The following is a 26,069-nucleotide window of genomic DNA, read 5'->3' on the forward strand; positions in this document are numbered from 1 at the left end:
GGGGAGAGGGGGAAGGGGGTGAGGGGCCGGCCCCTACCCCGCGCTCAGCAGTTGTCGCAGCACGTAGAGAAGAATCCCGCCGTGGCGGTAGTACGCGGCTTCTTGCGGAGTGTCGATCCGCACCAGGACCTCGAACTCCTTCGCGCCGTCCTCCCCAGTGGCCCGCACCTTCAGGTGCTTCGAGTGCTCGAACCGGTCCGCCGCGGCGTCGCCGAGGCCGATCACATCGAACGTCTCGTGGCCGGTCAGCCCGAGCGATTGCGCGTTGCCGCCCATGAACTGCAGCGGGAGGATGCCCATCCCGATCAGGTTCGACCGGTGGATCCGCTCGTAGCTTTCGGCGATCACCGCGCGGACGCCGAGCAACGCGGGTCCCTTGGCGGCCCAGTCGCGGCTCGATCCCGACCCGTACTCTTTGCCGGCGAGGATCAGCAACGGGGTGCCCGCGGCTCGATACCGTTCGGACGCGTCGAAGATCGTGGTGACCTCGCCCGTGGGCAGGTAGGTGGTGAATCCGCCCTCGGTGCCAGGAGCGAGCTGGTTCTTCAGACGAACGTTGGCGAAAGTGCCGCGCACCATCACCTCGTGGTTGCCCCGCCGGGACCCGTAGGAGTTGAACAGGTGTGGCCGAACGCCGTGCGCGGTCAGGTAGTTGCCCGCCGGCGAGTCGCCCTTGATGCTTCCCGCGGGCGAGATGTGGTCCGTCGTGATGCTGTCGCCCAAGAGCGCCAGGACGCGCATGCCCTCGAGCTCGGGCACGCGGTCGCGCGCTTCGGCCGTCATGCCGTCGAAGTAGGGCGGATTCTTGATGTACGTCGACACGGGCGCCCACGCGTACGTCTCCGAGCCGGCGACCTGGATGCTCTTCCACTTCTCGTCGCCCTCGAACACATTCGCGTAGTTCGAGACGAACATCGAGGACTGCACCGCGCTGCGCACGAGATCGGCGACCTCGTGCTGCGTCGGCCAAAGATCGCGAAGATAAACGGGAACCCCGAGCCGGTCTTGGCCGATCGGGTCCTTCTGAAGGTCGATGTCGATCGTTCCGGCCAGGGCGTACGCGACGACCAGGGGCGGGGACATCAGGTAGTTGGCCTTGACGTCCGGGCTGATGCGCCCCTCGAAATTGCGGTTGCCCGAGAGCACCGAGACCACAGCGAGGTCTTTTTCCCGCACCGGCGCCGCCACGGCGTCGGGCAGGGGGCCGCTGTTGCCGATGCAGGTCGTGCACCCGTAGCCCACGACGTTGAATCCCAACTGGTCGAGGTAAGGGAGGGTTCCCGACTCTTCGAGGTAGGCGGTCACCACGCGCGAGCCGGGCGCAAGCGACGTCTTGACCCACGGTTTCGTAGACAGACCGCGCTCGACGGCCTTTTTGGCGACGAGGCCCGCAGCGAGCATCACGGATGGGTTGCTGGTGTTGGTGCAGCTTGTGATGGCGGCGATCACCACGGAGCCGTCCTGCACCTGCTCGGAGAGCGACGCATCGGCGACGGCCACCGCCGCCTGCTTCGCGCCGGGGAAGGCCTTGCGGAACGAGGGGCCGGCGCTGGAGAGGGGCACACGGTCCTGGGGCCGCTTGGGACCCGCGACGCTGGGTTCGACGGTGCCGAGATCCAAGGCGAGCGTGTCGGTGTACTCGGCTTCGGGCGTCTGGTCGTCGTGGAAGAGGCCCTGCTCACGCATGTACGCTTCGACCCAGGCCAACTGCAGCGCGGACCGTCCGGTCTGTTCGAGGTACCGAAGCGTCTCCGCGTCAACGGGGAAGATGCCGCACGTCGCGCCGTACTCGGGCGCCATGTTTGCGATCGTCGCGCGGTCCGCGAGGGGGAGCGACGCGAGTCCCGGTCCGAAGAACTCCACGAACTTGCCCACCACGCCCCTTTGGCGCAGCATCTCCGTGACCGTAAGAACGAGGTCGGTCGCCGTCGCTCCTTCCGGGAGGCGACCCGAAAGCTTGAACCCGACGACCTGCGGGATCAGCATCGACACGGGCTGCCCGAGCATCGCGGCCTCGGCCTCGATGCCGCCGACGCCCCACCCGAGGACGCCCAGTCCGTTCACCATCGTCGTGTGCGAGTCCGTTCCCACCAGCGTGTCGGGGTAAGCCTCGTGCGTCCCCTCGTTGAGGAAGACGACGCGGGCGAGGTACTCGAGATTGACCTGGTGGACGATGCCCGTGTTGGGCGGCACGGCCTTGAAGTTATCGAACGCCTGCCCGCCCCACTTGAGGAACTCGTACCGCTCCTGGTTGCGCTCGAACTCGAGGTCGCGGTTGATGAGCAGCGCGGCTTCGGAGCCGTACGCATCGACTTGGACCGAGTGGTCGATGACGAGTTCGACGGGCTGGAGGGGGTTGATCTTCTTGGGATCGCCTCCGAGGGCCACCATCGCGTCGCGCATCGCGGCGAGGTCGACCACGCAGGGCACGCCCGTGAAGTCTTGGAGGAGGGTGCGTGCGGGCGTGAACGCGATTTCTCGGCTAGGGGTCGCGCGAGGATCCCACTGAACCAGAGCTTCGATGTCCTCGCGCGTGACGACGTTGCCGTCCTCGTGGCGCAGGAGGTTCTCGAGGAGGATGCGCAGCGAGTAAGGGAGGCGCGCGAGGTTCTTTCCGACCTTCGCGAGGCGATACACGGTGGCGGTGGTGCCGCCTGCGGTCAGAGTTCCTTTTGCGTCGAAGCTGTTCATCGTTCCCTCCTGAGAGCCGTTCGTCGCCCGCGCACGGCCGAACGGTATCCTCGGGCGGGGAGCGATTCTAGTCCGATGTTACCTTCCAGTTCGGTTTTGGACCCGCTCCCCCACGCACGTCGAGACCATGGAACTTCGCTGGGGAATCTTGGGAACGGGACTGATCGCGCGCCGATTCGCGCAAGGGCTCTCCGGAGTTCGCGAGCAGCGGCTGCAGGCCGTGGGTTCGCGTTCGGAGGAGTCGGCCAGGCGTATCGTCGAGGAGTACACGGCCAGGGCCTACGGCTCGTACGAAGAGGTCCTGGACGATCCATTGGTGGACGTCGCCTACATCGCGCTGCCGCACCATCTGCATGCGGAGTGGACCGTCAAAGCCGCGCGAGCCGGCAAACACGTTCTTTGCGAAAAGCCGTTCGCGCTGAGCGCGCCGGAGGCTGAAGCCGCGCTTGACGAGGTGCGGCGGTGCGAAGTGTTCTTCATGGAGGGGTTCATGTACCGGTGCCACCCCCAGAACATCGAACTCCATCGATTCGTCACGTCGGGCGAACTAGGGTCCATCGAACGCATCCACGCGGAGTTCGGATTCAACGCCTCGCGCGACTGGCGCAATTTCCGCACGGATCCGGCACTTGGTGGTGGGGCGCTTATGGACGTGGGATGCTACTGCGTGTCGATGTGCCGCTGGCTGGTCGGCGAGGAGCCGACCGAGGCGCGTTACGACGTCCGGCTGTCGTCCAGCGGCTACGACGAGCACGGCAAAGGCTGGCTCGAGTTCCCAAGCGGAGTAAAGGCGACCTTCACCACGGGAATGCACGACGAATACGACAATCGGGTGGAAATCGTCTGCGAGAAGGGGCGAATCGTCGTCCCGTCGCCGTGGTTTTGCGACGAATCGTACGAGATTGTGACCGACACGGAGACGCGCAAGGTGCGCCTGGGCGAGGATCTGGATCTCTTCGGCAACGAGGCCGTGGTGGTCGGCGAATGGATCGAACGCCGCCAATGTCCGTTCGTCACGTGGGAAGACACGTTGGCGAACGCAAGGGTCCTAGACCGCCTCAGCGAGTCGGCGAAAGCATAGGCAGCGACAAACGACAAACGACGGACGACAAACGATCAACGACGCTCAGTGCACTCGTTCCACCGCATACCTCGCGAGCATCGCGAGGGCTTCGGTGTGCGGGAGGCCGTCGAGGGCTCTCAGACCCGCTTCCGCCTCAAGATCGGCGCGTCGCCGCGCTTCCTCGATTCCGTGGAGGGCCGGGTAGGTGGCCTTGCCCCGCGCCCGGTCCGAGCCCGCGGCCTTTCCCAGGGCTTCGGGCGTCGACAGCTCGTTCAGCAGGTCGTCCGCGATCTGAAACGCCAAGCCCACGTGGGCGCCGTAGCGGCGCAGCGCGTGAATCTGCTCCGCGTCGCCCCCGCCCAGCAGTCCTCCGATCTCGCACGCGGCGGCGATGAGGGCGCCCGTCTTTCGCGAGTGGATGAACGCGAGAGTCGCCTCGTCGGGGTGCTTTCCCTCGCTTAGGACGTCCATCACCTCGCCGCCCACGAGTCCATCGGAGCCCGAAGCGTGGGAGAGGCACCGCAAGGCTTGGACCACCGCCTGCGGGGGGGCATCCAGGGATCCGAGAATCTCGAACGCCAGGGCGAACAGCGCGTCCCCCGCGAGCAACGCGATGCCTTCGCCGAACCGGACGTGGCACGTGGGGGCGCCGCGGCGGAGATCGTCGTCGTCGATCGCGGGCAGGTCGTCGTGGATGAGCGAGAAGCAGTGCACGATCTCCAGGGCGCAGCCCGCGTCGAGGGCTGCTTCACGGGTTCCTCCGACCGCCTCGCTCGAGGCCATGCACAGGGCGGGCCGCAAGCGCTTTCCAGGCGCCAGACACGAGTACCGCATCGCCTCGTGAAGCATCGTTGGCTGCACGTCGGTGGCGGGCAACAACGACTCCAATCGGCGATCGGCCAATTCGGCGTACTCGCCCAATAGCGGAGCACTCATCTAGGTCGAGTGTACCGGTGGGTGTCCGACCCCTTGGTAAACTCCCTGCCTATGGCGGTGATCCGGCCTTTCCACGGGTTGCGGTACTGCGACCCGGCGTCGCTTCCCAACCGCGTCGCCCCTCCCTACGACGTTCTCTCAAGCGAAGAGCGCAACGCGCTGGCCGCTCGCGACGCCCACAACGTGGTTCATCTCACGCTGCCGGAGGCCAAGAGCGACGATCGCAGCAAGTACGTCAAGTACGCGCGAAGCGCGGCGGCGCTGAGCGAGTGGCGCCGCGAGGGCGTGGTGGCGCCCGACGCCAAGGAGACGTTCTACCGCTACATCCAGACGTTCTCTATCCCTGGGGTCTCGCACCCCGTGACCCGCACGGCGCTCATCGCCTTGATCAAGACCGAGCCATACGAAAAAGGCGTGGTCCTGCCTCACGAGCAGACCTTTCCCAAGCACAAGGAGGACCGGCTCCGACTCCTCGAGGCCACGCGCGCGCACCTTGAGTGCATCTTCGGTCTCTTTGAAGATCCGAACCGGGCCATCTTCGACGCGATCGCCGGCGCGCAGGGCTCGCCGGGATCGGCACTCGTGACGGAGGACGGGGTCGAGCATCGACTCGAGCGGATCGAGGACCCTGAAGCGACGCAGGACCTTGCCGCGAGGCTTGCCCCAAGCAAGGTGTGGATCGCCGACGGCCACCATCGGTACGAGACGGCCTGCACCTTCCGCGCCGAGTTGGGCGAGCGCGAGGGTCTGGTCCCCGAGGACTTCATGATGATGGCGCTGAGCAGCATGTCCGACCCGGGGCTCGCGCTGCTTCCGACCCACCGGGTCCTCCAGAAGCTGCCGGTGCCGGCGGGTCACCTCGACGACGTGCTGCAGCGCCGCTTCAACGTGCGCAAGGTCGCCAACTCGCAGTTGATGGAGACGATCACCCGGCTTCGTTCCGACGAGGCTCGCGCCTTTGGCATCGCCCTCCCGGGCGGACAGGGCCTTGTCGCGACGATGGAAGAGCCGCGCGATGCGATCGAGTGGGTCGAGGGCGAAGCGAGCGACCTACTGAAGATGCTCGACGTGACGATTCTCCACTCGGTCATCTTCGAGCAGTTGCTGGGAGTCCGCGGTCTGGACGGCATCGGCTACACCCGCGATGCGGACGAGGCCTTGAGCGCGGTAGAGGAGGGCGCCGGGGCGGCCTTCCTGATGAACCCGCCTTCCGTTGACGACATGCGCCTGATCGCCTTGGGAGGCGAGAAGATGCCGCAGAAGAGCACGTTCTACTATCCGAAGATCCTCAGCGGCCTGGTCATGTGGTCCTTGAACGATTTCTGAGCGAACTCTGATGAGAATCCGACTTTTGGGCACGGGGGCGGCAGACGGAATTCCCGGTTGGTACTCCGACACCGAGGTCAGCGCCTACGCCCGGGCTCATGGCGGCAAAGACGTTCGGACGCGCAGCGGCGCTTTGATCGACGGACACTTGAAGATCGACCTTCCCCCCGACACGTCGTGGCAGCTTCGCCGGGACGGGCTGGACGCGCGGGACTGGACGGGGCTCGCGTTCACCCATTCCCACGACGATCATCTGGCCGTGGACGAGCTGCAGTACGGGCTGCATCCGTTCAACGACCGCGAGTACCTGGGATTCACCATCTACGGCAACGCGACGGTGTGTGCCCGCATCTCCGAGCGGTATCCCCTGTGGCCGATCGAGCTCGTGGAAACCCGCAGTTTCGAGCCGTTCCAGCACATGGGTTACTCGATCACGCCGATCCGGGCAAAACACGGCGTCGACGAGGACACGCAGAACCTGATGGTCGAACGGGAGGGGCGCGTCCTCCTCTATGCGACCGACACGGGCATCTGGGAGCCCGAGACGTGGGAGTTTCTTGAAGGGCGCACCGTGCACGCGCTCGTGTTGGAGTGCACGGAGGGCGTTTGCAGCACCCACTACGCGGGGCACCTCGATACCGACGAGTGCGTCGAGGTCGTGGAACGGATGCGCAAGCAGGGCACGTTGACGCGCGAGGCCCCTGTCTTCACCACGCACCACAGCCACCTCGGAGGCGGCACCCACGCCCAGCTCGAAGCCGTGCTTGCGCCTTCGGGGATTTCCGTGGGGTTTGACGGTTTGGAATTCGAAGTCTGAACGAAGGAGCGCGGTGCCTTTGGCCGCCACGTCTCGTCCTTAGAACGCCAACGGATTGGCGGGCGCTATACGGCCAGGATGGCCGTTCTTCCTGTCATCGTCCGCGGGATTCTCAGAGAAGAGCATGTCGATCGTTGGCAAGTGGTTTGGGTTTGGCCGGGACGAATCGTACGACGCGGGCGTGCGCGCGTATGAGTCCGGTGCGTTCAACGAGGCCGTCGGGCTGTTTGACAGGTGCCTGTCCGGCACCCACGAACCCACTTTGACCCGCCTCGCCCGGTTCTACCTGGGTCTTTGTCACGTCAAACTCGGCCACCTGGCCGCCGAGGCCGGTGATCATGAATCCGCTGCCGATCAGTTCGTGCGGGCGATCGATCTGCACCCGGCTTACCCGGACCTTCACTATCACCTTTCCACGGCATGCGGCGCCATGGGGAAGTCGGATGAGGAGCTCGAACAACTGGAAACGGCCGTGCGCCTCAACCCGAACTACGCACAGGCACTCCTCAGATTGGCTCTTCGCACGTACGAGTCCGGCCGCCACGCGCAGGCCCTCGAGTACCTGACCGGTGCCGCCAAAGTTGGAAAGGGGATCGATACCGCCGCGTATCAGGAGCTGGCGAGGGCCCATGCGGCAGGGGATCACGACCGAGCCCTGGCGCACCTTCGCACCTTGAGCGTGGAACCGCCCCACGAGACCGAGCAACATGTGCGGCTTGCGGAGGCACATGTGAAGGCGCGGCGGTTTGTCGAGGCCTCTCACGCCTACGAGGCCGCTCTCGCGCTTGCTCCGGAGTACGCCGACCTGCGCTTCCGCTACGGCGAGACTCTCATGGAGCAGGGCAGGGTCGAGGACGCTGCCGAACAGTTTCGCGCGGCCCTGGCCATCAATCCCAAGTACGCGGACGCCCACGCCTTCCTGGGCATCGCCCTGAGACGTCTGGGGCGCACGGCGGAGTCGAAGGAGGCCTTCGCCAAGGCGCTCGCCAGCAACCCCGACCACCCGATCGCCTCGATCGAAGCCAACCGCCTGGGCCGCTGAAACTTCGTAGGGCACGCCCGTCAAGCGGGCGTGGCATCTCCTCCACCCCCCTCCGACCCGAGTTCCTCCGGGTGCCCCCGGGTGCCCCCGGGTGCCACGCCCGCTCGACGGGCGTGCCGTCAGGGCTGAACGAACGGCTGGACGTCGCCCGATTCCACCTTGTCCAGCCAGTACGTGATGCCGTAGTCCCCCTCGATCGCCTGGATGCGCGGCAGCCGGAACGGGTTGAACTTCGGGTCGCTGGGCGAAGGGGCGGGACCCGCGCCGACCAGCAGCGCGGCGCGGTGCACGACGTGCCCGCCCTTCCAAGGCGCGGATTCGAGGAGGGCCGCGTTGCGCGGCGAGATGCCGAGAGGCAGCGCCATCGTCTGAAGCTCCACGCCGTGGCCGGCCAAGAAGTCCTTCGCGCCGCCCAGCTCTTCGGCGACCTCGGCGTCGGTGAGCGTCTTGAGGCTGCGGTGGGTGACCGTGTGGCTGCCGATCTCGCACCCATGCTTCTTCAGCCACTCGAATTTGGCGTCGATCCATTTCGCCTGGCCCCACGGCGTCGGCGGCAGAACGTAGAAGCTCGCGCGCACCGGGAAATCGGGGTGCTCCTCGGCGAACTTGGCCCAGATGCCGACGGCGCACTCGGGATCGACCGAGCCGTCGTCCAGCATCTTGAACTGGGAAGGGTCGGAATCGTCGAACGTGAACACCACGGGGGAAGCCCCGGGTGGAAGCGTTTTGAGACCGTCCAACATCTCGACGAGCGTCACGGGTCGGAAGCCCAGCCGGTACAGTCTTTCCAGGTCTTCGCGGAAGGCGACGGTCGAGCGGTCCCAGCGCGCCTCTTTCTTCCGGACGCGATGATATTCCAGAATAAGAACGCTTCCCTCGGTGTTGGCGGCCCGCTCCGTGACGCGTGCCGTGGCGGCAGGTTTGGGCGGAGAGGCCGCGACGACGTCGGCGTTCGGCGCAGCGGCGCCGCGCCCGCATCCCCAGACAGCGAGGAGCAGAAGGATTCCCCATTGATGAAATCGTCGCAACATGTGCATTGGCTGGTTCTAGGATACGCCCTGGCGGCGGGCGTTCTCTCGGGCTGCTCCGCAAAAACGCCCGTCGTCTCGAAACCGCCCCGGCAGGCCCAAGCGCCGACCCCGCCGCCGCCCCCGCGGTTTCCCAAGCCCGAGCACGTGCGCGGCATCTACCTCACCGCGTGGAAGGCGGGCGAGTCGAAGATGCTGGACAACGTGCTGGCGATGGTGGCGCGCACCGAAATCAACGCGATCGTCATCGACGTGCGCGACGCGGGACACGTCTACTTCAAATCCGACATCCCGCTCGCGGTGGAGTCCGGCGCGCAGACCGTGGCCGTTGTCAAGCCCGATCGGCTGTTCGACACGCTGGAGAAGGCCAAGGTCTATCCCATCGCCCGCATCGCGTGCTTCCGGGACGACTTTGTGCCCAACGTGAGGAAGGAGCTCGCCGTCCAACTGGCCGATGGGCGCGCGTGGAAGGACGGTTCGGGCCACACGTGGCTCGACCCCTACAACAAGGAGAACTGGGAGTACATCGGCAAGATCGTCGATTTCGCGCTGGACCTCGGATTCCCCGAGATCCAGCTCGACTACGTGCGCTTCCCCAGCGAGGGGAAAGCCTCGACCCAAGTCTTTCCCGCGAAGAAGGCGTATCCGGACTCCGCCGCCTCGCCGACCCAGGTGGTCTCGGCGTTCGCCCACTTCATCCGGGACCGCGTGAAGAAACGCTCGGCGGTCTTCTCGGGCGACATTTTCGGGATCGTCAGTTCCGGAAGTGGAGACCAAGGGATCGGCCAAGAGCTGGAGATGATCGCCGAGCCGTTCGACCTGATCTGCCCCATGGTCTACCCCTCCCACTTCGCGAAGGGGGAGTACGGCATCAGGGACCCCAACTCCTCGCCCCACGCGATCGTCGCCAAGTCCCTCGGCGATTACGCCCGCAGGCTTCCGCAGAAGCACCTTCGGCCGTGGCTCCAGGACTTCTCCCTGGGGGTGAAGTACGGGAAGGACGAGGTGCGGGCCCAGATCAAAGCCGCGCGCGAGATGGGCTACAGCGAGTACCTGCTCTGGAACCCCCTCGGGCGCTACACGGAGGCGGGGATGAAGGACAACTCGGACCTCCCGCTAGGCACAGGCCCAAAGACAAGCCCCTCACCCCAACCCCTCCCCCCCGGTGGGGCGAGGGGCTAGTCTCGCACACTATTTCTTCAGCTGTTGCGAGGCGTGCTTGGTCCAGGCCGTCGCGCCGCCGGGCATGTAGCCGGACTGGCCCAGCACGGAACCGTCCGCCTTCAGGAAGAGGATCGTCGGGAATCCGCGGACCGAATACTTCTGCGCGAGCTTCTGGTTCTGCTGCTTGAGCGAGGCTGCGATCGGCTTCGTGCGCGGGAAGTCCAGCTCGAGCAGGATCACGTTCTTGGCGGCCCAGGTCTGGAAGGTGGGAGTTCCGAAGACCTCGGCCTTCAGCTTCTTGCACCAGCTGCACCAGTCGCTGCCCGTGAAGTCGGCGAGGATGGGCTTGCCGGTCTTCTTCGACAGCTTGACAGCCTCGTCGTACGACGTGAGCCACTTGGCGTCGGTGGCGCCGGCCACGCTGGAGAGGGCCAGCGACGAGGCCGCAACGGCGAGCAGTAGGAGATTCTTGAATTTCATAGTCCTGTTTCCTTGTAACTCTTCCAGGGTCTTTGAGTTCCCCGAGGAGGGCGAAGGGTCCTCTTGAGCATCGGAAGATCGTGTGCCCGCCCGCAGGGCCGCCAAGCGCGAAGGCGCGTACACTGTTGGCGTGAAGTCTCGATGGTGGCCGGTCCTTCTCGTGGCGTTGGCGGGGTGCGCACCGCCCGCTTCGACTCCCCCCGCGCCATCAAAGGCCGCGCCGGCCGGCATGGTGTGGATCCCCGGCGGCGAGTTCCAGATGGGTTCGGAGGACGGCCGCCCCGACGAGCGCCCCGTTCACACGGTGGAGCTCGACGGGTTCTGGATGGACACCCACGAGGTCACCAACGCCGAGTTCAAGCGGTTCATCGACGCGACGGGCTACGTGACGGTGGCCGAACGCCCCCTCGACCCCAAGGATTTCCCCGGTGTCCCGCCCGATAAGCTTGTGCCTGGCTCCCTGGTCTTTCACGAGCCAGGCGCGGACCAGCAGGTGCAGGGCTATCTCGAGTGGTGGGTGTACCTGCCCGGCGCGAGCTGGAAGCACCCGCTGGGGCCCGAGAGCGACCTGAAGGGACTTGAGGACCATCCGGTCACCCACGTGGCCTACGAGGACGCCGAAGCGTATGCCAAGTGGGCCGGGAAATCGATGCCCACCGAGGCGCAGTGGGAGTACGCGGCCCGGGGCGGGTTGAAAGGCGAGAGCTACCCGTGGGGAAACGAACTGGTGGACGGCGGCAAGGACCAGGCGAATATCTGGCAGGGGACGTTCCCCAGGAAGAACACGGAGAAGGATGGCTTCCGTCTCACGGCGCCGGTTGGGAGCTTTGCGCCCAACGGCTACGGCCTTTATGACATGGCGGGGAACGTGTGGGAGTGGTGCGCGGACTGGTACCGCCCCGACGGGTACACCTCGTCCACGAAGCGCAACCCGACCGGTCCCGACTCCAGTTTCGATCCCGACGAACCCGGGGTGCCCAAGCACGTGGTGAGGGGCGGGTCGTTCCTCTGCACCGACCAGTACTGCTCGGGCTACCGCGTCGCCTCGCGGATGAAGAGCACGGCCGACACCGGGCTTGCGAACACCGGGTTCCGGTGTGTGAAGAACCCCGAGGTGGCAAAGTGAGCCGGCTCTCCAGGCGCGACGTTCTCCGCGCGGGAGCGGCCGCCGCGTTCGCGCCCCGGTTGCCTTTCCGGCGCGAGGACGGGTTCACGTTCGGGTTCTTCAGCGACACCCACGTCTCCGATCGCGCGAACCTCGAAGCGTGCGTGGCGATGGGGCGGGAGATGGTGGCGGGGTTCGATCCGGCGTTCTGCGTGAACGGCGGCGATGTCGTGGAGGTGGGTTGGGCGACGGAGTACGACCGCTACAAGGGGGTGCTCGAGGCCCTCGCGGGGAGGGAGACGCACCACATTCCCGGCAACCACGACGTGCGGTGGGCGCCGCGCGGTCTGATGCTGTTCCGGGAACGGCTCGGGCAGCCCTTCCGTCGGTTCGACCACGGCGGGTGCCGGTTCATGCTGCTCGACAGCACGGTGCCGCTCTCGCACTACGGCCACTACGAGAGTGCGCAGCTCAGGTGGTTTGAGACGTCGCTGAAGGACGTGGGGCGGGAGACGCCCGTGTTCGTCTTCACGCACCACTGGATCGGGTTGGACCGCGTGATGGTGGACAACGAGAGCGCCCTCATCCGCCTGCTCGAGCCCTACAACGTGAAGATCGTGTTCAACGGGCACGGCCACAACGACCTGCTGTGGCACACGGACGGGATGCTCTGCACGATGAACAAGGGGCTTTACCAGGGCTCGTTCCAGAAGGTGGAGGTGGACACGGGTCGCGGCGAGGTGCGCCTTTCCCGACGCTCCACCGAGAACCCGATGAAGCTCTTGGCGACGGTTCCCCTCAAGTCGGACCGCGCGAAGCGCCCCGTGTGGGCGCTCAGCAACGAGCGCATCCAAGAGGGTTCGACGCTGTGGCTTCGGACGGCCCGTCAAGCCGAGGTGCGTTGGGACGACGGCCCCTGGACCCCGACGCTGGGGAGGATTCCCACCACGGACCGCCAGCCGGGCGAGCACAGGGTGTCCATTCGCGAGGGCGGGGCCGGGCGCATGGCGATGTTCGACGTGACCGTGGAGGGTGGAGGGCTTCGTCCGCTTTGGCGAAGGAAACTCACCGGCGGGGTCATGTCGCATCTGGTGTTGAGTGGGTCCCGGCTTTGCGTGAGCGCGATGGACGGCTCGGTGTGGTGTCTCGACAAGGCGAGTGGCGACGTGGTGTGGAAGGCCAAGACGGGCGGGTACTGCCACTCTTCCCCGGCGCTCTCGGGGGACACGCTGGTGGTTGGGAGCAGCAATGGCTTTGTGAATGCCGTTGCGGCTTCGGACGGAGCCTACAAGTGGTCTGTTCATACGGGGGGGCCGGTCTACGCAAGCGCTGCCATTGCGAAGGGGATCGTCGCGATGGCCTCGGGCGATGGTCGTGTCTACGGTTTGGATGTGGAGTCCGGGCGTGAAATGTGGCGCTTCATACTCCCGCCGAGCCCGTCGGCTTTCTCGCAGAGCATAGCGGCCTCCGATGGGGAGCGCTTCTTCATCGGCGCCTGGGACAAGCACCTCTATGCCCTCGACGTGGAATCCGGGGGTGTTGTGTGGAGCGCGGCGTGCACAGACAAGACCTTCGCCTACTCCCCCGCGATCGGATCGCCGACCTACGGAAACGGGCGGGTCTATGTTCCCTCCAATGACAACGGCCTCTGGGCATTCGACGCGCGCACGGGCGAGGTCGCGTGGCGCGCGACGACGTCCGCCGACAAGTTCGGCTACTCGGGCCCCTGCCTCGTGGACGACAGGATCGTGATCGGGTGTTTGGGCGACAACGGAGAGGCGCGCTGCGTTTCGGCGGTCGACGGCAAGGAGATCTGGACCGCGAAGGTGGGCAGCGTCATCTACGACTCTTCGCCCGCGGTGGCCGACGGGATGGCGTACGTCGGGTCGGTGGACGGCCTGCTGCACCAGATCCGAATGAGCGACGGCGAGGTGACCGCCCGCTACCGCATGCCGCAAGGCCACTTCCTCGCCTCTCCCGCCGCCGAGAAGGGCCGCGTGTACGCGGGGACGTACAGCGACTGGGTTTTGGGGTTCGCAACACCCGAAGAATTACTGCGCTAACAGCAACTTCGCGGCGCGGATGCCGGCCTCGTATGCGAACTCGACGCGGGCCCCCAACACCCCGTCGCTGGCCACCAGCAGCCGGGAGTGCGTCTGGTTCACCGTATCGAACATCGCGTACGTTTCCGGCTGGGCGTGTTTCCAGCGGCGCACCTCGGCGACCTCCGGCTTGAGGAACGCCTCCCCGTACAGCCGCGACAGGTAGCCCGCGACCGAGGCGATGATCGCCTCGTCTTCGGACCCGAAGTAGGACTGGCTGTACTGCGGCCCCAACTGCGCCACGAACGCGGTGTGGCCGTCGGGCGCGCGCCCGGCGCACTTCTCGGTCTCGATGCTCAGCCAGACGAGCGGGTGGCGTTGCTCCTGGTCCAGCAACGCATGGTAGGGGACCTCGCCGACCGCGTGGGCGTAGCCCAAGAGTACGGTGAGGCAGGGTCGGTAATAGGTGTTCGCCAAGGGCCGCATCTCGGAAATCGAAGCGAGCAGCGGCTCGATCTCGGGCACCGGAGGCGTGAGGATGACCGCGTCGAAAGGCTCACCCGCGACCACGTACTCGTCGCCGGACCGCTTGAGCGCACCGACGCCCAACCCCGTCCGGACGTCGAGCCCTTCGGCCAGCATCTCGGGCAGTTTCTGGTTTCCGTGGAGGTAGGTGTACCGCGGCAGGCGGTTCTTCATGGCGCCGCCGGGGGAGACGCGCAGCGATTCGTGCGTGTAGATGGGCTTCTCGATCAAGCGAAGCTCGGACGTGTCGAGCCCTTGGAACATCTCGTCGGCGAGGTTGGTGCTGCCCGGTGCGAGATCGGTGGCCCCGGAATCGAACACGTAAGGCCCCAGCGCTTCGGTGACGATTCGGCCGCCGACGTGGTCCTCGATCTCGAAGAGCACGGGGTTCCAGCCGTGGCGGCTGAGCCGTCGTCCAGCCCCAAGGCCGGCCATGCCGGCCCCCACGATGGCGACCCTCATCGTCGGGCCCCCGCTTGGGGTCCGAACCGAGTCCATGCCTCGTCGAAACTCATTGGTTGCATCCGTGCTTCGGTCGCGATTCCGGCGCGCTGTCATAATCGCGCCATGGCCTCGAAGGAGATCAGCCTCAGAGTACCCGCGAGTTGCAGGCCCGGAGAGCAACACAAGGCGCAACGGGCGTTCAGCGAGAGCGTCGAGGAGTACCTCGAGGGCATTTACCGGCTCCAAAAGGAGGTCGATCGCGTCAGCACCGGCGAACTCGCCGTGTACATGATGGTCAGCGCCGGCTCGGTCACGACGATGATCAAGAAGATGGCCGAACTCGGCCTCGTCATTCACGAGCCTTACCAGGGCATCAGCCTGACCGAGAGCGGCGAGCGGTTGGCGAAGCAGCTCACCCGCGCGCACCGCATCCTCGAAGTGTTCCTCGTGGAGACGCTCGAACTCCCGTGGAACGACGTGCACGAACTCGCGTGCAAGCTCGAGCACTACATCTCGGAGGAGATCATTTCGCAGATCGACCGAAAGCTCGGCCATCCCGAAACCTGTCCGCACGGCAACCCGGTCCACCCCGACACCGAAGACCACAGCTTTCGCCTGCAGGACGCCACCGAAGGGGCCCGGCTCGTCGTGGCGAAAATCACCGACGAGCGCGTCGAGTTCCTTCGGCACCTGGAAGAGGTCGGCCTGCTGCCCGGTGTGAAGTTCACCGCCGTGGGATCGTCCCCGATCGACGACCTGATCCACCTGGACATCGCCGGCAAGCGGCACACGGTGGGCAAGGTCGTCGCGCGCCACCTCTGGGTGCGTGGGGCTTAGCGCATGCTTGCCGTGCGCCAACTGGGAAAGCGGTTCGGAAGCCGCTGGCTGTTTCGGGATGTGGAGTTCGACCTCTTGGCGGGCCAGGCCCTGGTGGTGCTTGGCGCGAACGGGTCGGGCAAGTCCACCCTGCTGCGCACGATCGCGGGGCTGGTTCCCGCCAGCGTGGGCTCGGTGGAGGTTGAGGGGCCACTGGGCATGTCCACCCTCGAGTTGGCGCTCTATCCGCAGCTCACCGCGGAGGAGCATTTGGAGTTCAGCGGCGCGATGCGCGGATGCGATCCCCGCATCGCGGAACTTCTGAGCCAGGTGGGGTTGGAGGCGGCGGCCCAGGTGCCCGCGGGGCGTTACTCGACGGGGATGAAGGCGCGCCTGCGAATGGCGATGGCAATCCAGCACCGGCCGAAGGTGCTGCTCCTGGACGAGCCGGGCGCGGGCTTGGACGAGAAGGGGCGTGCGCTCACCGAGGCGATCTGCGCGACCCAGCGCTCCGAGGGAGTGCTCGTGCTGGCCACGAACGACCCATCCGAGAGGAGGTTTGGAACGCATGAGCTCGAACTGGGGTCGTGAGATCGCCGCGGTCGTTCGGAAGGAGGCGCGGTGCGAGCTGCGCGCGCGCAGCGGCCTCATCACGGGCTTCTTGTTCAGCGTGCTGGCGGTCGTCGCCGTCACGTTCGCGTCCTTCGGGCTGAAGGTCGGGGGAAGCCTTGCGTCGGGACTGCTGTGGGTCGCCCTGCTCTTTGGCGCGGTGATCGCCCTGCCCCGTGCGTTTGTCGCCGAGGAGGAGCAGGGCACGGGCGACCTGCTGCGCCTTGTGGCCCGACCCCATGCGGTGTATTGGGGCAAGGTGATGTTCAACTACGTCCAGATCACGGCCAACGGAGTGGTGCTCGGAACGTTGTTGGTGGCCCTGCTCGATTTGAAGCTCGCGGCCCCGTGGCTGTTTATGACCACGCTTGCGGTGGGGTGCGCGGCGCTCGCCGGGGCGGTAACCTTATGTGGAGCGCTGGTGGCCCAGGCAGCCAATCGGGCGGCCTTGGCGGGGGTGGTCGCGTTGCCGCTGCTCCTTCCCCTCTTGGCGCTTGGCGTCGGGGCGATGCGCGCGTCGTTGGGCGATGGAACCGTGGGCGGCAGCGTCTCCGCGCTCTTCGGACTTTCGGGTTATGCGGCGCTTGCCTTGGTTGGAGGGCCGCCCTTGTTCGCGGCGGTGTGGAAAAGTTGAAGAACGTAACGCGTTATGGATTGTTGGTGTTGTTCGCGATCGCGACGGTCGAGACGTATCGGGTGCCGGCCGCGCCCGCATTTCAGAAGCCCGATCTCGCCCGATTGATCTTCTTCCATCTGCCGTGCGCGATCACGGCGACGCTGTTCTTGTTCTTCGGTTCGTACCTGTCGCTGCGCTACCTGCTTGCCAAGACGCCCGACTGGGACGTGCGCGCGACGACGGCCAACGAGCTGGGTTCGCTGCTCGCGGTGCTCACGATGATCACCGGCGTGCTCTTCTCGAAGGTGCAGTGGGGTGCGTGGTGGCAGTGGGATCCACGGCAGACGTCGTTTTTGATGCTGCTCTTGCTGTACGCGGCGTACTTCGCGTTGCGCGGAGGCATCGCCGACCCCATTCGGAGGGCGGCCAATTCGGCGGCTTACTCGGTGGCGATGGTGCTGCCCACGATCTTTCTCGTCTTCGTGTTCCCGCGCCTTCCGCAGGTGCAGTCGTTCCACCCGTCGAACACCGTCGCGGGCGGAGGGTTCGACGCGAACTATGGGCGGCTTCTGGGCGTGCTCATGGTGCTGATGTTCGGATTGACGGTGTTGTTGTACAAGATGCAGGTGCGCGCGAGCGCCCTCGAGTTGAAGTTGGAGGAAATCGATGCAGGATTGGATGATCGCGGCGACGGCGCCGCTCGTGGTGTGGTGCGGCCTGTTTCTGTATCTAAGACGGATTGAGGGCAAGGTGGACGCCGCCGCAAAGCGCATGACCGAGCGGTAGGTGCCGGGATTCGAGAATCGGGGTTCGGGAATCCCATAGCGTTCTTAGCGTCCATTGCGTGAGCTTGTGGCAGGCGTCGAGGCGGGTACCTTCCATGGGTGACCAGTTTCGGGCCGGTGGCGTCGTTCTACGACGAGCTGATGCAGGGCGTCCCCTACCGGATGTGGGTCGGCTACTACCTGTTGCTCCTCTCCCACCAAGGGGTACGTCCGAAGCGGTTGCTCGACGTCTGCTGCGGGACGGGCACGCTTTCCGAGATGCTCACGGACGAAGGGTTCCACGTCGAGGGCTTCGACCTCAGCGCCCCCATGATCGACGAGGCGCGCCGGAAGGCTTCCGCGCGGGGCCTGCCCATCCGCTACGAGTGCATGGACGCCGCCGAGCTGGCGATGGGGAAGACCTACGAGGGCGCGTTCTCGTTCTTCGACAGCCTGAACTACATCACCGACCCCCAGCGTCTGCAACTCGCCCTCACCAAGATCTCGGAGCACTTGGAGCCCCGCGGAACGTTCGTCTTCGACCTCAACACGGCGTACGCGTTCGAAGCCAAGATGTTCGATCAGAAGCTCCTCAACCCGCGCGCGAAGCTTCGCTATAACTGGAAGGGGGATTGGGACCCGGAGAGCCGCATCATCCGCGTGGACATGACCTTCTGGCGGGGCAACGAGGAGGTGCACGAGACGCACGTCCAGCGCGCCCACTCCGATGAGGAGGTGCGCGCGATGTTGGAGCAGGCTGGCTTCCGGCAAGTGCGGGCATTCCACTCCTACACGCTCAACCCGCCTCGCTACAAAAGCGACCGCGTGCACTACGTCGCGGTGAAACCGTGAGGGTCGCGGTGGTGGGGGCGGGGATCGCCGGGGCCGCCGCCGCGTTCCATCTGGCCGGGCGCGGGCACACGGTCACCCTTTACGAGCAGTTCGAATCGGGGCACGACCGGGGCAGCTCCCACGGGAACTCGCGCATCGTGCGCAAGGCGTACCCGGACGCGTTCTACACGGAGATCATGCTCGAGGGGTATCCGATGTGGCACGCCCTTCAACGCGAGTGTCCCGAACCGTTGCTGCACGAGGTGGGGCTCGTGGTCTTCGGCTCCGAGCAGAGCGCGGAGATGCAGGGCATGCTGCGCGGGCTCGAGGCATTAGGCGTGCCCCACGATCTGGAGGGCGCGCGCCGGATGCCAACGTTGCGCATCGGAGAGCACGAGATCGCGGTGTGGACCCCCGAGGCGGGGTGGGTGCACGCGGCGCGGGCGGTGCGGCACCTCGTGTCCCGCGCCGAGGCGATGGGGGCGGAGTGCCGACGCGAGCGCGTGGCGTCGCTGGAACGGCTGGAGGCCGATTACGACGCCGTGGTGCTTTGCGCGGGGGCCTGGAATGCGAAGTTCCTGGAGTTGCCCGTAGAGGTGTCGCTGCAGACGTTCGCCTACCTGGACGCTCCGCAGGGCGGCCCTGTTTGGATCGAAGACAGCGCCCGGTTCCCCTACGGGTTTCCCTCCGAGCCGGGGGCGTCCACTTTCAAGGTGGGCATCCACCAGCGAGGTGCTGCGATCGATCCCGACGATCCCCATCGCGAACCCTCCACGGAAGCGTTGGACGCGATCCGGGACGTTGCCGCCCGCCGGTTCGGAGTGGCCGAGCCTCGGCTCGATGGGGCGAAGGGGTGCCTCTACACGAGCACGGCGAACGAGGATTTCCTTCTGGGTCGTGTGGGCGAGAAGATCGTGTTCGCCAGCGCGTGCAGCGGTCACGGATTCAAGTTCGGACCGTGGGTCGGCAAGACCCTTGCGGACTTCGTGGAAGGGAAGTCCGATCCCTCCAACTACCCAAGACTCGCCTTCACCCCCAAGCGACTGGCCTAACTAGACCTCATTGCGCCCTCAGCGTCCTTTGCGTGAAAACGCTCCCCCCGCGTGTTACACTTCCCGCATGCTGAGCGCCGTACTCGCACTTGTGCTGGGAACCCAAGGTTCGAACACCGTCGAGCTGTACCGCGGGGCCTCGATCGGAGCCTCCACCCGCTACTGGTACGTCGAGGACACGACGCTCGACAGCACGCGGCCCGAGGAGAGTTTGGGCGGGCTCCCTTCCCTCGCGACGGGTTCCGGGAAGACCGTGTTGATCAAGTTTGGGGACCTCGATCGCGCGCTGGGTGCGGGGGTTCGGGTCAAGGATGCGCGGCTCGTCCTTACCGTGGTCGGGGGCCAGCGTCCCACGCTGCGCGGGATTTCCACCGTCCAGGCGCCGTGGGGCGAGGGGCCGACGAAGACCCTCACCTTGTTCGACCCGGTCGGCGCGAAGGCTGTCGTCCCGCGATGGGCCTCCACATGGAGGCATCGGCGCGCGGGTGCGGGGGGCGCGGCTTGGCAGCAGGACGGCGCCTTGGGCCTGGGCGACGTGGCGCTCATCCGCGACGCGACGAGTGCGCCCGTCGGCCAAGACCAGTTGGTCATCGGCGGACTGGGTCCGGCGGTCGCCGAGATGGCCACCCACTGGGACGCGAACCACGGGTTCGCGCTGACCTTCGACGGATCGGCCGCCTTGGCCAGCAGCCAGGCGTCCCCGGAGAATCGTCCGAGGTTGATGGTCGAGGTCGAGCCGGCCGCGCAGATCGACGTCGCGATGCCCGATCTGTGCGTGACTTGGATCGAACAGGGCCCGCCTCATGCCCGCCGTTCAGCAGGGCTCTCTGAGGCGAAGGATCAGGACGGCCAATCCGTGGAAGTCGTGCGCGCGGCCGGGACCCTCGCCAACCCCTTGCCGGACGGGGAGGCGATGACCTACACCGCCCACATCAAGAACCTGGGGGCGGCGTCCAGCGCAGGGCATTCCGTGCGCTGGTTCGTGAACGAGCAGCCGGGCGCTTCGACCGAGTCGCAGCAAGTCCTCGCGCCGGGGGAGGAGACGACCACCCAGATCACCGTCCCCTACCGGACTGATGCCGACCACCGCACGCAGCCGATCCGCATCGTGGTGACGCCGAAGGGGCCCGAACTGCGCCCCAACAACAATGCGCTTGAGATTCAGGCCGGGGCGCGCAGCGTCGCCCTCTACGCCGAACGCGGGTGGCTGGGCAAGTTCCAAGCGAGGTCGGGCGAGCCGTTCGAGTCGTGGGTTCAGGGACAGGTGCGCACGTGGAACGACATGGTGCTACCCCAGAGCCGTTTCTCGTTTGCGCCGGACGGGGTGCTCGAGCGTGTGCGCATCCAACGCATCGCGATCGTGGACGACGGGACGCTGCAGGGAACGCCGGCGACGCCGGGAGGCAAGCGCGACGACACGGTCGAAGCCGAATGGGGTTTTGCCGCGGGCAGCGCGGACACGATCGGGGCTGCGCGGTTCGTGGATCGAACCTTGCTGGCGACCCTCAGCACGCGTTTGGGGCTGGCGTCTTTGGCCCCCATGGGCGCCTCTTCGGCCTCGGTTCAGCTTCTTGACGGGTCCAAACGTGTGACCCGCGGCTCCGAAGATCGGTTCCCCGGTCTGATGGGCGGCGGCGATACGCGCAACGAGGCGCTGCTCGCGGGCGACTTCACGATGCCGTACGAGCCGTTCTTCGATCCGATCACCTCCACGGCCCCGTTGGAGGCCACCGATCTTTACAGCGCCACCGATGTGCTCTCGTTCAACGCCCGCATCGGCAAGCCCGTGGGGACGCCCGGCGAGATTCTCTACGACGTTCCTGCGACGACGCTGCTGCGCGTGACCGACGCCTCGGGAAACCCGGTCGCGAGCGCCGACCTCGAGCTTTACCAGTCGTCGGGCGGCCTCGTACCCAACGGCCCCCCCACCGTGACACTGAAGACCAGCGCTTCGGGCACCGTACTCCTGCCCTCGAGGCCCACCGGCGACTCGGATCCCGTGGCGACGGCCTCGGGCTTTGCGCTCAAGGCCAATCCGTTCGGGAGGATCGACCCGAAGGGAGGGAACGGACTCTTCCTTGTGAAACTGACGCGCAACGGGGTGGACGCCTGGTCCTATATCAAGCTGTGGCAACTGGTGGACTCGAAGGCCCGGAGCGGGAAGGACGTCGTCTTCTTCGACCTGCGATTTGTCGTCCCCGCCGCGCCGTTCGACCCTGCGACGAATCTTGCGACAAATCGTATTGTCGCCGACAACGCGCAGAGCCCGCCCGCGCGCCTTTCGGCGTTGGTGGACGGCAACGTCGCGACCGACATCGAGCTGGGGCCGAACGTGGGCGACTGGGTCGAGATCGATCTCGGGCGCGACCGTCCTGCCGGCGAGGTGCGCCTGGTGACGAAGGGCGGGCCGATGTGGCAGACGTTCGACATCGAGGTGTACGAGACGGGGCAGCGCCCCACCGAGGCGCAGCTTTGGGCCCGGGAGCTGGATTGGGGTTGGACCTCGCGCAATCGCTCCGACGCCGAGGATGGAGGTCTCTCCGTGGCCTATCGCGGCCGTCTGACGCGGTTCCGCTTCCTGAGGATCGTGAACACCTCGAGGGGCGCCGGGAAGTTGGCCGAGGTGCGGGTGGCGCCCGTGAAACTCGAAGGGCCGACGAACTCAAGCTCGGGGGCGATGACGACGAGATCGACAGTTAGCAGAAGGTTTACTATGACGTGACCGAAAGGGTTGTGGAGCGGTTTCATAAGAGGCGGAAGCCAAGCGTGCGACGTCATGTCGGACGGGTGTGTGGGAGTTAGGACGAAGCGTGCCCCCTCACCCCGTCTTGGGTGGGCGTCAGGGACTGTTCGCTGCTCTTGTCCGATATTCTGAGTCAGTGATCGCGCAGTACCACTTAAGAGTCAAACCGCCGACAAGCGAAAACAGAAGAATTGCGAACACTTCCATCGCGCTGGTAAATAAGACTAATGGCGGTGCAAAGTAAGCGTTAGCAGCTATCCAGAGGCAGGACCAGAAGCCCCCAAACAATAGAGACCCCCTCCAAATCAGTCCGTCCAGGCGCCATCCGCTGGCGTTCTGGATAAGACCTGCCGTGAAGAAGACTAGGAAGTTCGATCCACTGTGAACCCAACCTCGAAACTGTCCAAACGCCTCCAATCCTCCGAAGACAATGACGAAGCTGAGTGCTGATGTGACAACCAGCCCCAGAATGACGCGTGCGGCCTTGGGCCAACTCCGAATCCGCTCGACAGCGCTAGTTTCTCCAATGCCCACTTTCTTTGCTCCTCGCTCTGCTTCCGTTGATCATCCACCTGCTAAACAGGAGCGTCCAACTAAATGGGTCCTTAATGCCTTCTGATCCAATGATCGTGACACCAGCCGAACCATCTGCGATGAACCTTACTGTGCGATCGGGCATGAAGTTCGTAATGGTCCTGGGTTCAACATCCTGATCAAAAGGGTGCGGAGGGTTATTGGCCGAGAACACAGACAAGAGCAACGTGGGCGTCGTTTCCACTGTTAGGGTGAGATTCCAAATGTCCGGCCTCTTGAAGTCGTTGGCGTTGCGGATATAGGCATAGGAGCCGATCATTGGTGCAATGGATGGCGAATCGCAACCTGCTCTCCATGTATCTTGCGAATCACAAGTGGGCATATTATCCAAGACACCGGGGAAATTAGTGTCTAGGGGCAGGTTCGCTATCCCGCCATGGTCATCTGCATAAATGAGAATTGCCATGCCACACTGTCTCAGGTTGGAAAGGGCGACCGTATCCTTCGCCGAGCGCTTTGCGCGAACAAGCACAGGTGCCAACAAGCCAGCGAGAAGTGCCACGATCACCGCCACGGTGAGTATTTCGAGCAGTGTGAACCCGCGCCTTGAGTGAATAGTCATGTTTTCACCACCCAGCCTCTCGTTTGGCTCATGACGCTGGGACTGTCTCAAGCCGGAGGGCAAGAGTATGGAAGAGAAGTTACTCGCATGGTAGCACGGTCGACCGGAAGGTGAGAATCAATTCCCAAAGACCGGCACAACTCGACTCAGAGCAGTAGGTCGACAGGCCGAGTCTCATCTCCCCTGCAAATTCCGGGAGCTGTGATCGCATCCGACAGGTAAAACCATGAGCAGAGGACCAAGGGAATGGGCAAGGGGATCAAGGCGGTGGTCATGGCGGGCGGCGAAGGCTCGCGGCTCCGCCCCATCACGTCCAACCGCCCCAAGCCGCTCGTCCCCATCGGGAACCGCCCGATCATGGAGCACATCCTCGGGCTCCTCGTCCGACACGGGGTCACCGACGTCGTCGCGACGCTGCACTATCTCGCCAACGAGATCCGGGCCTACTTCGGCGATGGTGCGGATTTCGGCGTCAATCTGAGTTACAGCGTCGAGGAGAAGCCTCTTGGTACCGCGGGTTCGGTCAAGAACGCCGAGGAGTTTCTGAGCGGAGGCACGTTCCTCATCGTCTCGGGCGACGCGCTCACAGATTGCGACTTGACCAAGGCCCTCGCGTTCCACCGCGAGAGGAAGAGCCTCGCGACCCTGGTGCTCTACCGCGTCGCCAGCCCCCTGGATTTCGGCGTCGTGATCACCGACGACGAGGGGCGAATCGTGCGTTTCCTCGAAAAGCCGGGCTGGTCCGAGGTGTTCAGCGACACGGTGAACACGGGCATCTACATCCTCGAGCCCGAAGTGTTCGATACGATGGAGCCTGACCGCCGCTACGACTGGAGCCAGGACATCTTCCCCAAGCTGCTTGAGGAGGGCAAGCCCATCTACGGGTACGTGATGGGCGAGTACTGGACCGATGTCGGCTCGCTCTCGCAGTACCGCGATGCCCAGGAGCACCTGCTGGCGGGTCGCGTGGATCTCCCCATTCCCGGCGAGGAGATCGAGGACGGGGTGCGGGTCGGCCCCAACTGCCAGATCGAAGAGGGCGCGCAACTCGTGCCGCCCGTCTGTCTGGGACGGAACTGCAAGATCAAGGCGGGCGCCAAGATTGGGCCGTATACGGTGCTCGGCGACAACGCGTTGATCGAGCGCGACGCCGTGGTGGAGCGCTCGGTCCTGTGGGACAGTGCCTACCTCGGACCCAACGTGACCTTCCAGTCCGCCATCGGATGTTCCCGCATCACGATCAAACGCGACAGCTCGGTGCACGAGGACGCGGTGATCGGCGACCGGTGCCTGGTGGATGTGGACTGCACGATTCGGCCGCGGATCAAGCTATGGCCGGACAAGATCATCGAGCGCGGATCGACGGTCACGATGTCCCTGGTCTGGGGCAACAAGTGGCGCGGCAACCTCTTCCGCGACCTCGGCGTGGCGGGGCTTTCGAACATCGAGCTCACGCCGGACTTCGCCACGCGGCTCGGCTCGGCTTATGGCTCCATCTTGCCGCCCCGCAGCGTAGTGGTCTCGAGCCGGGACAGCACGCGAAGCTCCCGGATGATCAAGCGCGCGGTGATCGCCGCGCTCCTCAGCGTGGGTTGCGACGTGATCGACCTGCGCAGCGCAGCGTCCCCCATCGCGCGGTACACCGCGGCGCACGCGGGCGCCAACGGGGCGATCCACGTGCGCAAGCTGCCCGGCAACTCGCGGGTGACGCTGATGGAGATGTTCGACGCGAACGGCCTCTATCTCTCGCCCTCCATGGAGCGGAAGGTCGAAACCGCCTTCTTCCGCGAGGATTTCACGCGCACCGACCCCGACGACCTGGGCGAACTGCAGCAGATGACCCACGCGGTGGAGCAGTACCAGCGCGATTTTTTCCATCTTCTGGCCAAGCCCAGCTCAAAGCGCAAGCTTCGGATCGTGGTGGATTACGGCTACACGGCCTTCGCGTCCATCCTGCCGGCGATGCTCGCGCAGATGGGGGTGGAGTCCGTTAGCTTGAATGGCTATAACGATGCCAAGCTCGCCCCCCGTACGCCGGACGAGGTGGAGCGGCACGTGCTGAATCTGCGCCACTTCGTGGGTTCGGTGGGCTACGACTTCGGCGTACTGCTCACCGACGAGGGAGAGCGGCTGACCGTCGTGGACGACAAGGGTCGCCTCCTGAGCGGCAATACGCTGCTGGCCGTGTTGGGGACGTGTCTGGCGGGCGGCGAGGAGAACGTCTCCGTCGGGCTCAACGTCGCGGCGCCCACCAAGCTCCAAGAGCACCTCGAGGGATTGGGCGTGAGGGTCGTCCGCACCCGTGCGGACACGCCTTCGCTGATCCACACGGCGGTGGAGCAGGGGCTCACCTTGGCCGGGGATGACCGAGGCGGCTTCGTCTTTCCGGAGTTCCATCCGGGGTTCGATGCCGCCTTTGCGCTCGGCAAACTCCTGGCGTTGATGGCCCCGACCGATGGGGCGCTGCACGAGATCGTGGAGGCCCTCCCCACGTTCACACTGGCCTACGAGCAGGTGCGGTGCCCGTGGGAGGCCAAGGGGTCCGTGATGCGCCGGCTCAGCGAGGAGCATCTGGAGGACCCCTTGGTGGAGCGGCTCGACGGGCTGAAGATCCACAAGGACGGGGCCTGGGTCCTCATCTTGCCCGATGCGGTGGAGCCTGTGTTCCACGTCTACGCGGAGGCGCCGGAGCAAGCAGGGAGCGACGCGCTGGCCAAGACGTTTGTGGAGAAGATCGAGTCACTCCAGCGAGTCCCGCATTAGGCTTGTGGTTTGTGGTTTGTGGTTTGCGGTTTGCGGTTTGCGGTTTGCGGTTTGCG

At 65.5% G+C, this 26,069-nt stretch carries 21 protein-coding genes; 15 read left to right on the forward strand and 6 right to left on the reverse strand.

Translation table 11 applies throughout. The features are described 5' to 3' along the window. Positions 1–33 precede the first annotated feature (33 nt). On the reverse strand, positions 34–2,691 hold the full coding sequence (gene acnA / locus M9921_06185) for an aconitate hydratase AcnA (protein ID MCO5296429.1): 2,658 nt from the start codon (positions 2,689–2,691) through the stop codon (positions 34–36). 127 nt (positions 2,692–2,818) lie between these two features. On the opposite strand from acnA, the gene M9921_06190 reads away from it, so the two are divergent. Next, on the forward strand, positions 2,819–3,772 hold the full coding sequence (locus M9921_06190) for a Gfo/Idh/MocA family oxidoreductase (protein MCO5296430.1): 954 nt from the start codon (positions 2,819–2,821) through the stop codon (positions 3,770–3,772). Between the two features lie 45 nt (positions 3,773–3,817). Here the strand turns inward: M9921_06190 and M9921_06195 are convergent, their stop codons facing one another. Further along, a complete protein-coding gene (locus M9921_06195; GenBank protein ID MCO5296431.1) occupies positions 3,818–4,690 on the reverse strand; it encodes a polyprenyl synthetase family protein in 873 nt (290 codons plus the stop codon). 51 nt (positions 4,691–4,741) lie between these two features. Here M9921_06195 and M9921_06200 point away from each other — a divergent pair, with 51 nt between their 5' ends. From M9921_06200 to M9921_06210, 3 genes are all read left to right on the forward strand, one after another. Next, complete coding sequence (locus tag M9921_06200; GenBank protein MCO5296432.1) at positions 4,742–6,016, forward strand: DUF1015 domain-containing protein; 1,275 nt, start codon at positions 4,742–4,744, stop codon at positions 6,014–6,016. A gap of 10 nt (positions 6,017–6,026) precedes the next feature. Continuing rightward, the gene (locus M9921_06205) at positions 6,027–6,833 is read left to right on the forward strand and encodes an MBL fold metallo-hydrolase (GenBank protein ID MCO5296433.1); all 807 of its coding nucleotides are present in this window, start codon (positions 6,027–6,029) and stop codon (positions 6,831–6,833) included. A gap of 124 nt (positions 6,834–6,957) precedes the next feature. Beyond that, positions 6,958–7,875 carry a tetratricopeptide repeat protein gene (locus M9921_06210; protein MCO5296434.1) on the forward strand — a complete coding sequence of 306 codons (918 nt, stop codon included), beginning with the start codon at positions 6,958–6,960 and terminating at the stop codon, positions 7,873–7,875. Between the two features lie 119 nt (positions 7,876–7,994). Here M9921_06210 and M9921_06215 read toward each other — a convergent pair whose 3' ends face one another. Beyond that, complete coding sequence (locus tag M9921_06215) at positions 7,995–8,906, reverse strand: polysaccharide deacetylase family protein (protein ID MCO5296435.1); 912 nt, start codon at positions 8,904–8,906, stop codon at positions 7,995–7,997. Here M9921_06215 and M9921_06220 point away from each other — a divergent pair. Next, positions 8,889–10,085 carry a putative glycoside hydrolase gene (locus M9921_06220; protein ID MCO5296436.1) on the forward strand — a complete coding sequence of 399 codons (1,197 nt, stop codon included), beginning with the start codon at positions 8,889–8,891 and terminating at the stop codon, positions 10,083–10,085. The two genes, M9921_06215 and M9921_06220, sit on opposite strands and share 18 nt — an antisense overlap. Before the next feature lie 9 nt (positions 10,086–10,094). Here M9921_06220 and M9921_06225 read toward each other — a convergent pair whose 3' ends face one another. Further along, positions 10,095–10,547: a thioredoxin family protein gene (locus M9921_06225; protein ID MCO5296437.1), complete on the reverse strand. Its 453-nt coding sequence runs from the start codon at positions 10,545–10,547 to the stop codon at positions 10,095–10,097. A 130-nt stretch (positions 10,548–10,677) separates the two neighbouring features. Between M9921_06225 and M9921_06230 the strand changes: the two genes are divergently transcribed. After that, complete coding sequence (locus M9921_06230) at positions 10,678–11,673, forward strand: formylglycine-generating enzyme family protein (protein MCO5296438.1); 996 nt, start codon at positions 10,678–10,680, stop codon at positions 11,671–11,673. Then, the gene (locus M9921_06235) at positions 11,670–13,715 is read left to right on the forward strand and encodes a PQQ-binding-like beta-propeller repeat protein (protein MCO5296439.1); all 2,046 of its coding nucleotides are present in this window, start codon (positions 11,670–11,672) and stop codon (positions 13,713–13,715) included. Before M9921_06230 ends, M9921_06235 begins: the two co-directional genes overlap by 4 nt. On the opposite strand, the gene M9921_06240 is transcribed toward M9921_06235, so the two are convergent. Further along, the gene (locus M9921_06240) at positions 13,704–14,681 is read right to left on the reverse strand and encodes an FAD-dependent oxidoreductase (GenBank protein ID MCO5296440.1); all 978 of its coding nucleotides are present in this window, start codon (positions 14,679–14,681) and stop codon (positions 13,704–13,706) included. The genes M9921_06235 and M9921_06240 overlap by 12 nt on opposite strands. A 105-nt stretch (positions 14,682–14,786) precedes the next feature. On the opposite strand from M9921_06240, the gene M9921_06245 reads away from it, so the two are divergent. The 7 genes from M9921_06245 (at position 14,787) to M9921_06275 (ending at position 22,073) form a co-directional block, all read left to right on the forward strand. Beyond that, positions 14,787–15,500, forward strand: coding sequence for a metal-dependent transcriptional regulator (locus M9921_06245; GenBank protein ID MCO5296441.1), 714 nt, complete (start codon positions 14,787–14,789; stop codon positions 15,498–15,500). A 3-nt stretch (positions 15,501–15,503) separates the two neighbouring features. After that, positions 15,504–16,070 (forward strand): ABC transporter ATP-binding protein, encoded by a 567-nt coding sequence (locus tag M9921_06250; GenBank protein ID MCO5296442.1) that lies wholly within the window; start codon positions 15,504–15,506, stop codon positions 16,068–16,070. Continuing rightward, a complete protein-coding gene (locus M9921_06255; protein ID MCO5296443.1) occupies positions 16,048–16,722 on the forward strand; it encodes a heme exporter protein CcmB in 675 nt (224 codons plus the stop codon). The genes M9921_06250 and M9921_06255 overlap by 23 nt, the downstream gene beginning before the upstream one ends. A gap of 26 nt (positions 16,723–16,748) precedes the next feature. Continuing rightward, positions 16,749–17,447 (forward strand): cytochrome c biogenesis protein CcsA, encoded by a 699-nt coding sequence (ccsA, locus tag M9921_06260; GenBank protein ID MCO5296444.1) that lies wholly within the window; start codon positions 16,749–16,751, stop codon positions 17,445–17,447. Positions 17,448–17,588: 141 nt separating this feature from the next. Further along, positions 17,589–18,320, forward strand: a complete 732-nt coding sequence (locus tag M9921_06265; GenBank protein ID MCO5296445.1) for a class I SAM-dependent methyltransferase — start codon at positions 17,589–17,591, stop codon at positions 18,318–18,320. Beyond that, the gene (locus M9921_06270) at positions 18,317–19,351 is read left to right on the forward strand and encodes an FAD-dependent oxidoreductase (GenBank protein MCO5296446.1); all 1,035 of its coding nucleotides are present in this window, start codon (positions 18,317–18,319) and stop codon (positions 19,349–19,351) included. The genes M9921_06265 and M9921_06270 overlap by 4 nt, the downstream gene beginning before the upstream one ends. 67 nt (positions 19,352–19,418) lie before the next feature. Continuing rightward, positions 19,419–22,073 carry a hypothetical protein gene (locus tag M9921_06275; GenBank protein MCO5296447.1) on the forward strand — a complete coding sequence of 885 codons (2,655 nt, stop codon included), beginning with the start codon at positions 19,419–19,421 and terminating at the stop codon, positions 22,071–22,073. A 535-nt stretch (positions 22,074–22,608) separates the two neighbouring features. On the opposite strand, the gene M9921_06280 is transcribed toward M9921_06275, so the two are convergent. Then, positions 22,609–23,301, reverse strand: a complete 693-nt coding sequence (locus M9921_06280; GenBank protein MCO5296448.1) for a type II secretion system GspH family protein — start codon at positions 23,299–23,301, stop codon at positions 22,609–22,611. Positions 23,302–23,496: 195 nt separating this feature from the next. Here M9921_06280 and M9921_06285 point away from each other — a divergent pair, with 195 nt between their 5' ends. After that, a complete protein-coding gene (locus M9921_06285; protein MCO5296449.1) occupies positions 23,497–26,013 on the forward strand; it encodes a sugar phosphate nucleotidyltransferase in 2,517 nt (838 codons plus the stop codon). Positions 26,014–26,069: the final 56 nt, after the last annotated feature.

This window comes from Fimbriimonadaceae bacterium (assembly GCA_023957775.1).
Taxonomy (GTDB): domain Bacteria; phylum Armatimonadota; class Fimbriimonadia; order Fimbriimonadales; family Fimbriimonadaceae; genus JAMLGR01.

Bases quoted from the DNA above. Each gene is read 5' to 3' on its own strand.
- M9921_06210 (MCO5296434.1), top strand. From the start codon at position 6,958: ATGTCGATCGTTGGCAAGTGGTTTGGGTTTGGCCGGGACGAATCGTAC.
- M9921_06225 (MCO5296437.1), bottom strand. From the start codon at position 10,547: ATGAAATTCAAGAATCTCCTACTGCTCGCCGTTGCGGCCTCGTCGCTG.
- M9921_06250 (MCO5296442.1), top strand. From the start codon at position 15,504: ATGCTTGCCGTGCGCCAACTGGGAAAGCGGTTCGGAAGCCGCTGGCTG.
- M9921_06245 (MCO5296441.1), top strand. From the start codon at position 14,787: ATGGCCTCGAAGGAGATCAGCCTCAGAGTACCCGCGAGTTGCAGGCCC.
- M9921_06195 (MCO5296431.1), bottom strand. From the start codon at position 4,690: ATGAGTGCTCCGCTATTGGGCGAGTACGCCGAATTGGCCGATCGCCGA.
- M9921_06275 (MCO5296447.1), top strand. From the start codon at position 19,419: ATGCTGAGCGCCGTACTCGCACTTGTGCTGGGAACCCAAGGTTCGAAC.
- M9921_06215 (MCO5296435.1), bottom strand. From the start codon at position 8,906: ATGTTGCGACGATTTCATCAATGGGGAATCCTTCTGCTCCTCGCTGTC.
- M9921_06205 (MCO5296433.1), top strand. From the start codon at position 6,027: ATGAGAATCCGACTTTTGGGCACGGGGGCGGCAGACGGAATTCCCGGT.
- M9921_06255 (MCO5296443.1), top strand. From the start codon at position 16,048: ATGAGCTCGAACTGGGGTCGTGAGATCGCCGCGGTCGTTCGGAAGGAG.
- M9921_06240 (MCO5296440.1), bottom strand. From the start codon at position 14,681: ATGAGGGTCGCCATCGTGGGGGCCGGCATGGCCGGCCTTGGGGCTGGA.
- M9921_06285 (MCO5296449.1), top strand. From the start codon at position 23,497: ATGGGCAAGGGGATCAAGGCGGTGGTCATGGCGGGCGGCGAAGGCTCG.
- M9921_06200 (MCO5296432.1), top strand. From the start codon at position 4,742: ATGGCGGTGATCCGGCCTTTCCACGGGTTGCGGTACTGCGACCCGGCG.
- acnA (MCO5296429.1), bottom strand. From the start codon at position 2,691: ATGAACAGCTTCGACGCAAAAGGAACTCTGACCGCAGGCGGCACCACC.
- M9921_06220 (MCO5296436.1), top strand. From the start codon at position 8,889: ATGAAATCGTCGCAACATGTGCATTGGCTGGTTCTAGGATACGCCCTG.
- M9921_06190 (MCO5296430.1), top strand. From the start codon at position 2,819: ATGGAACTTCGCTGGGGAATCTTGGGAACGGGACTGATCGCGCGCCGA.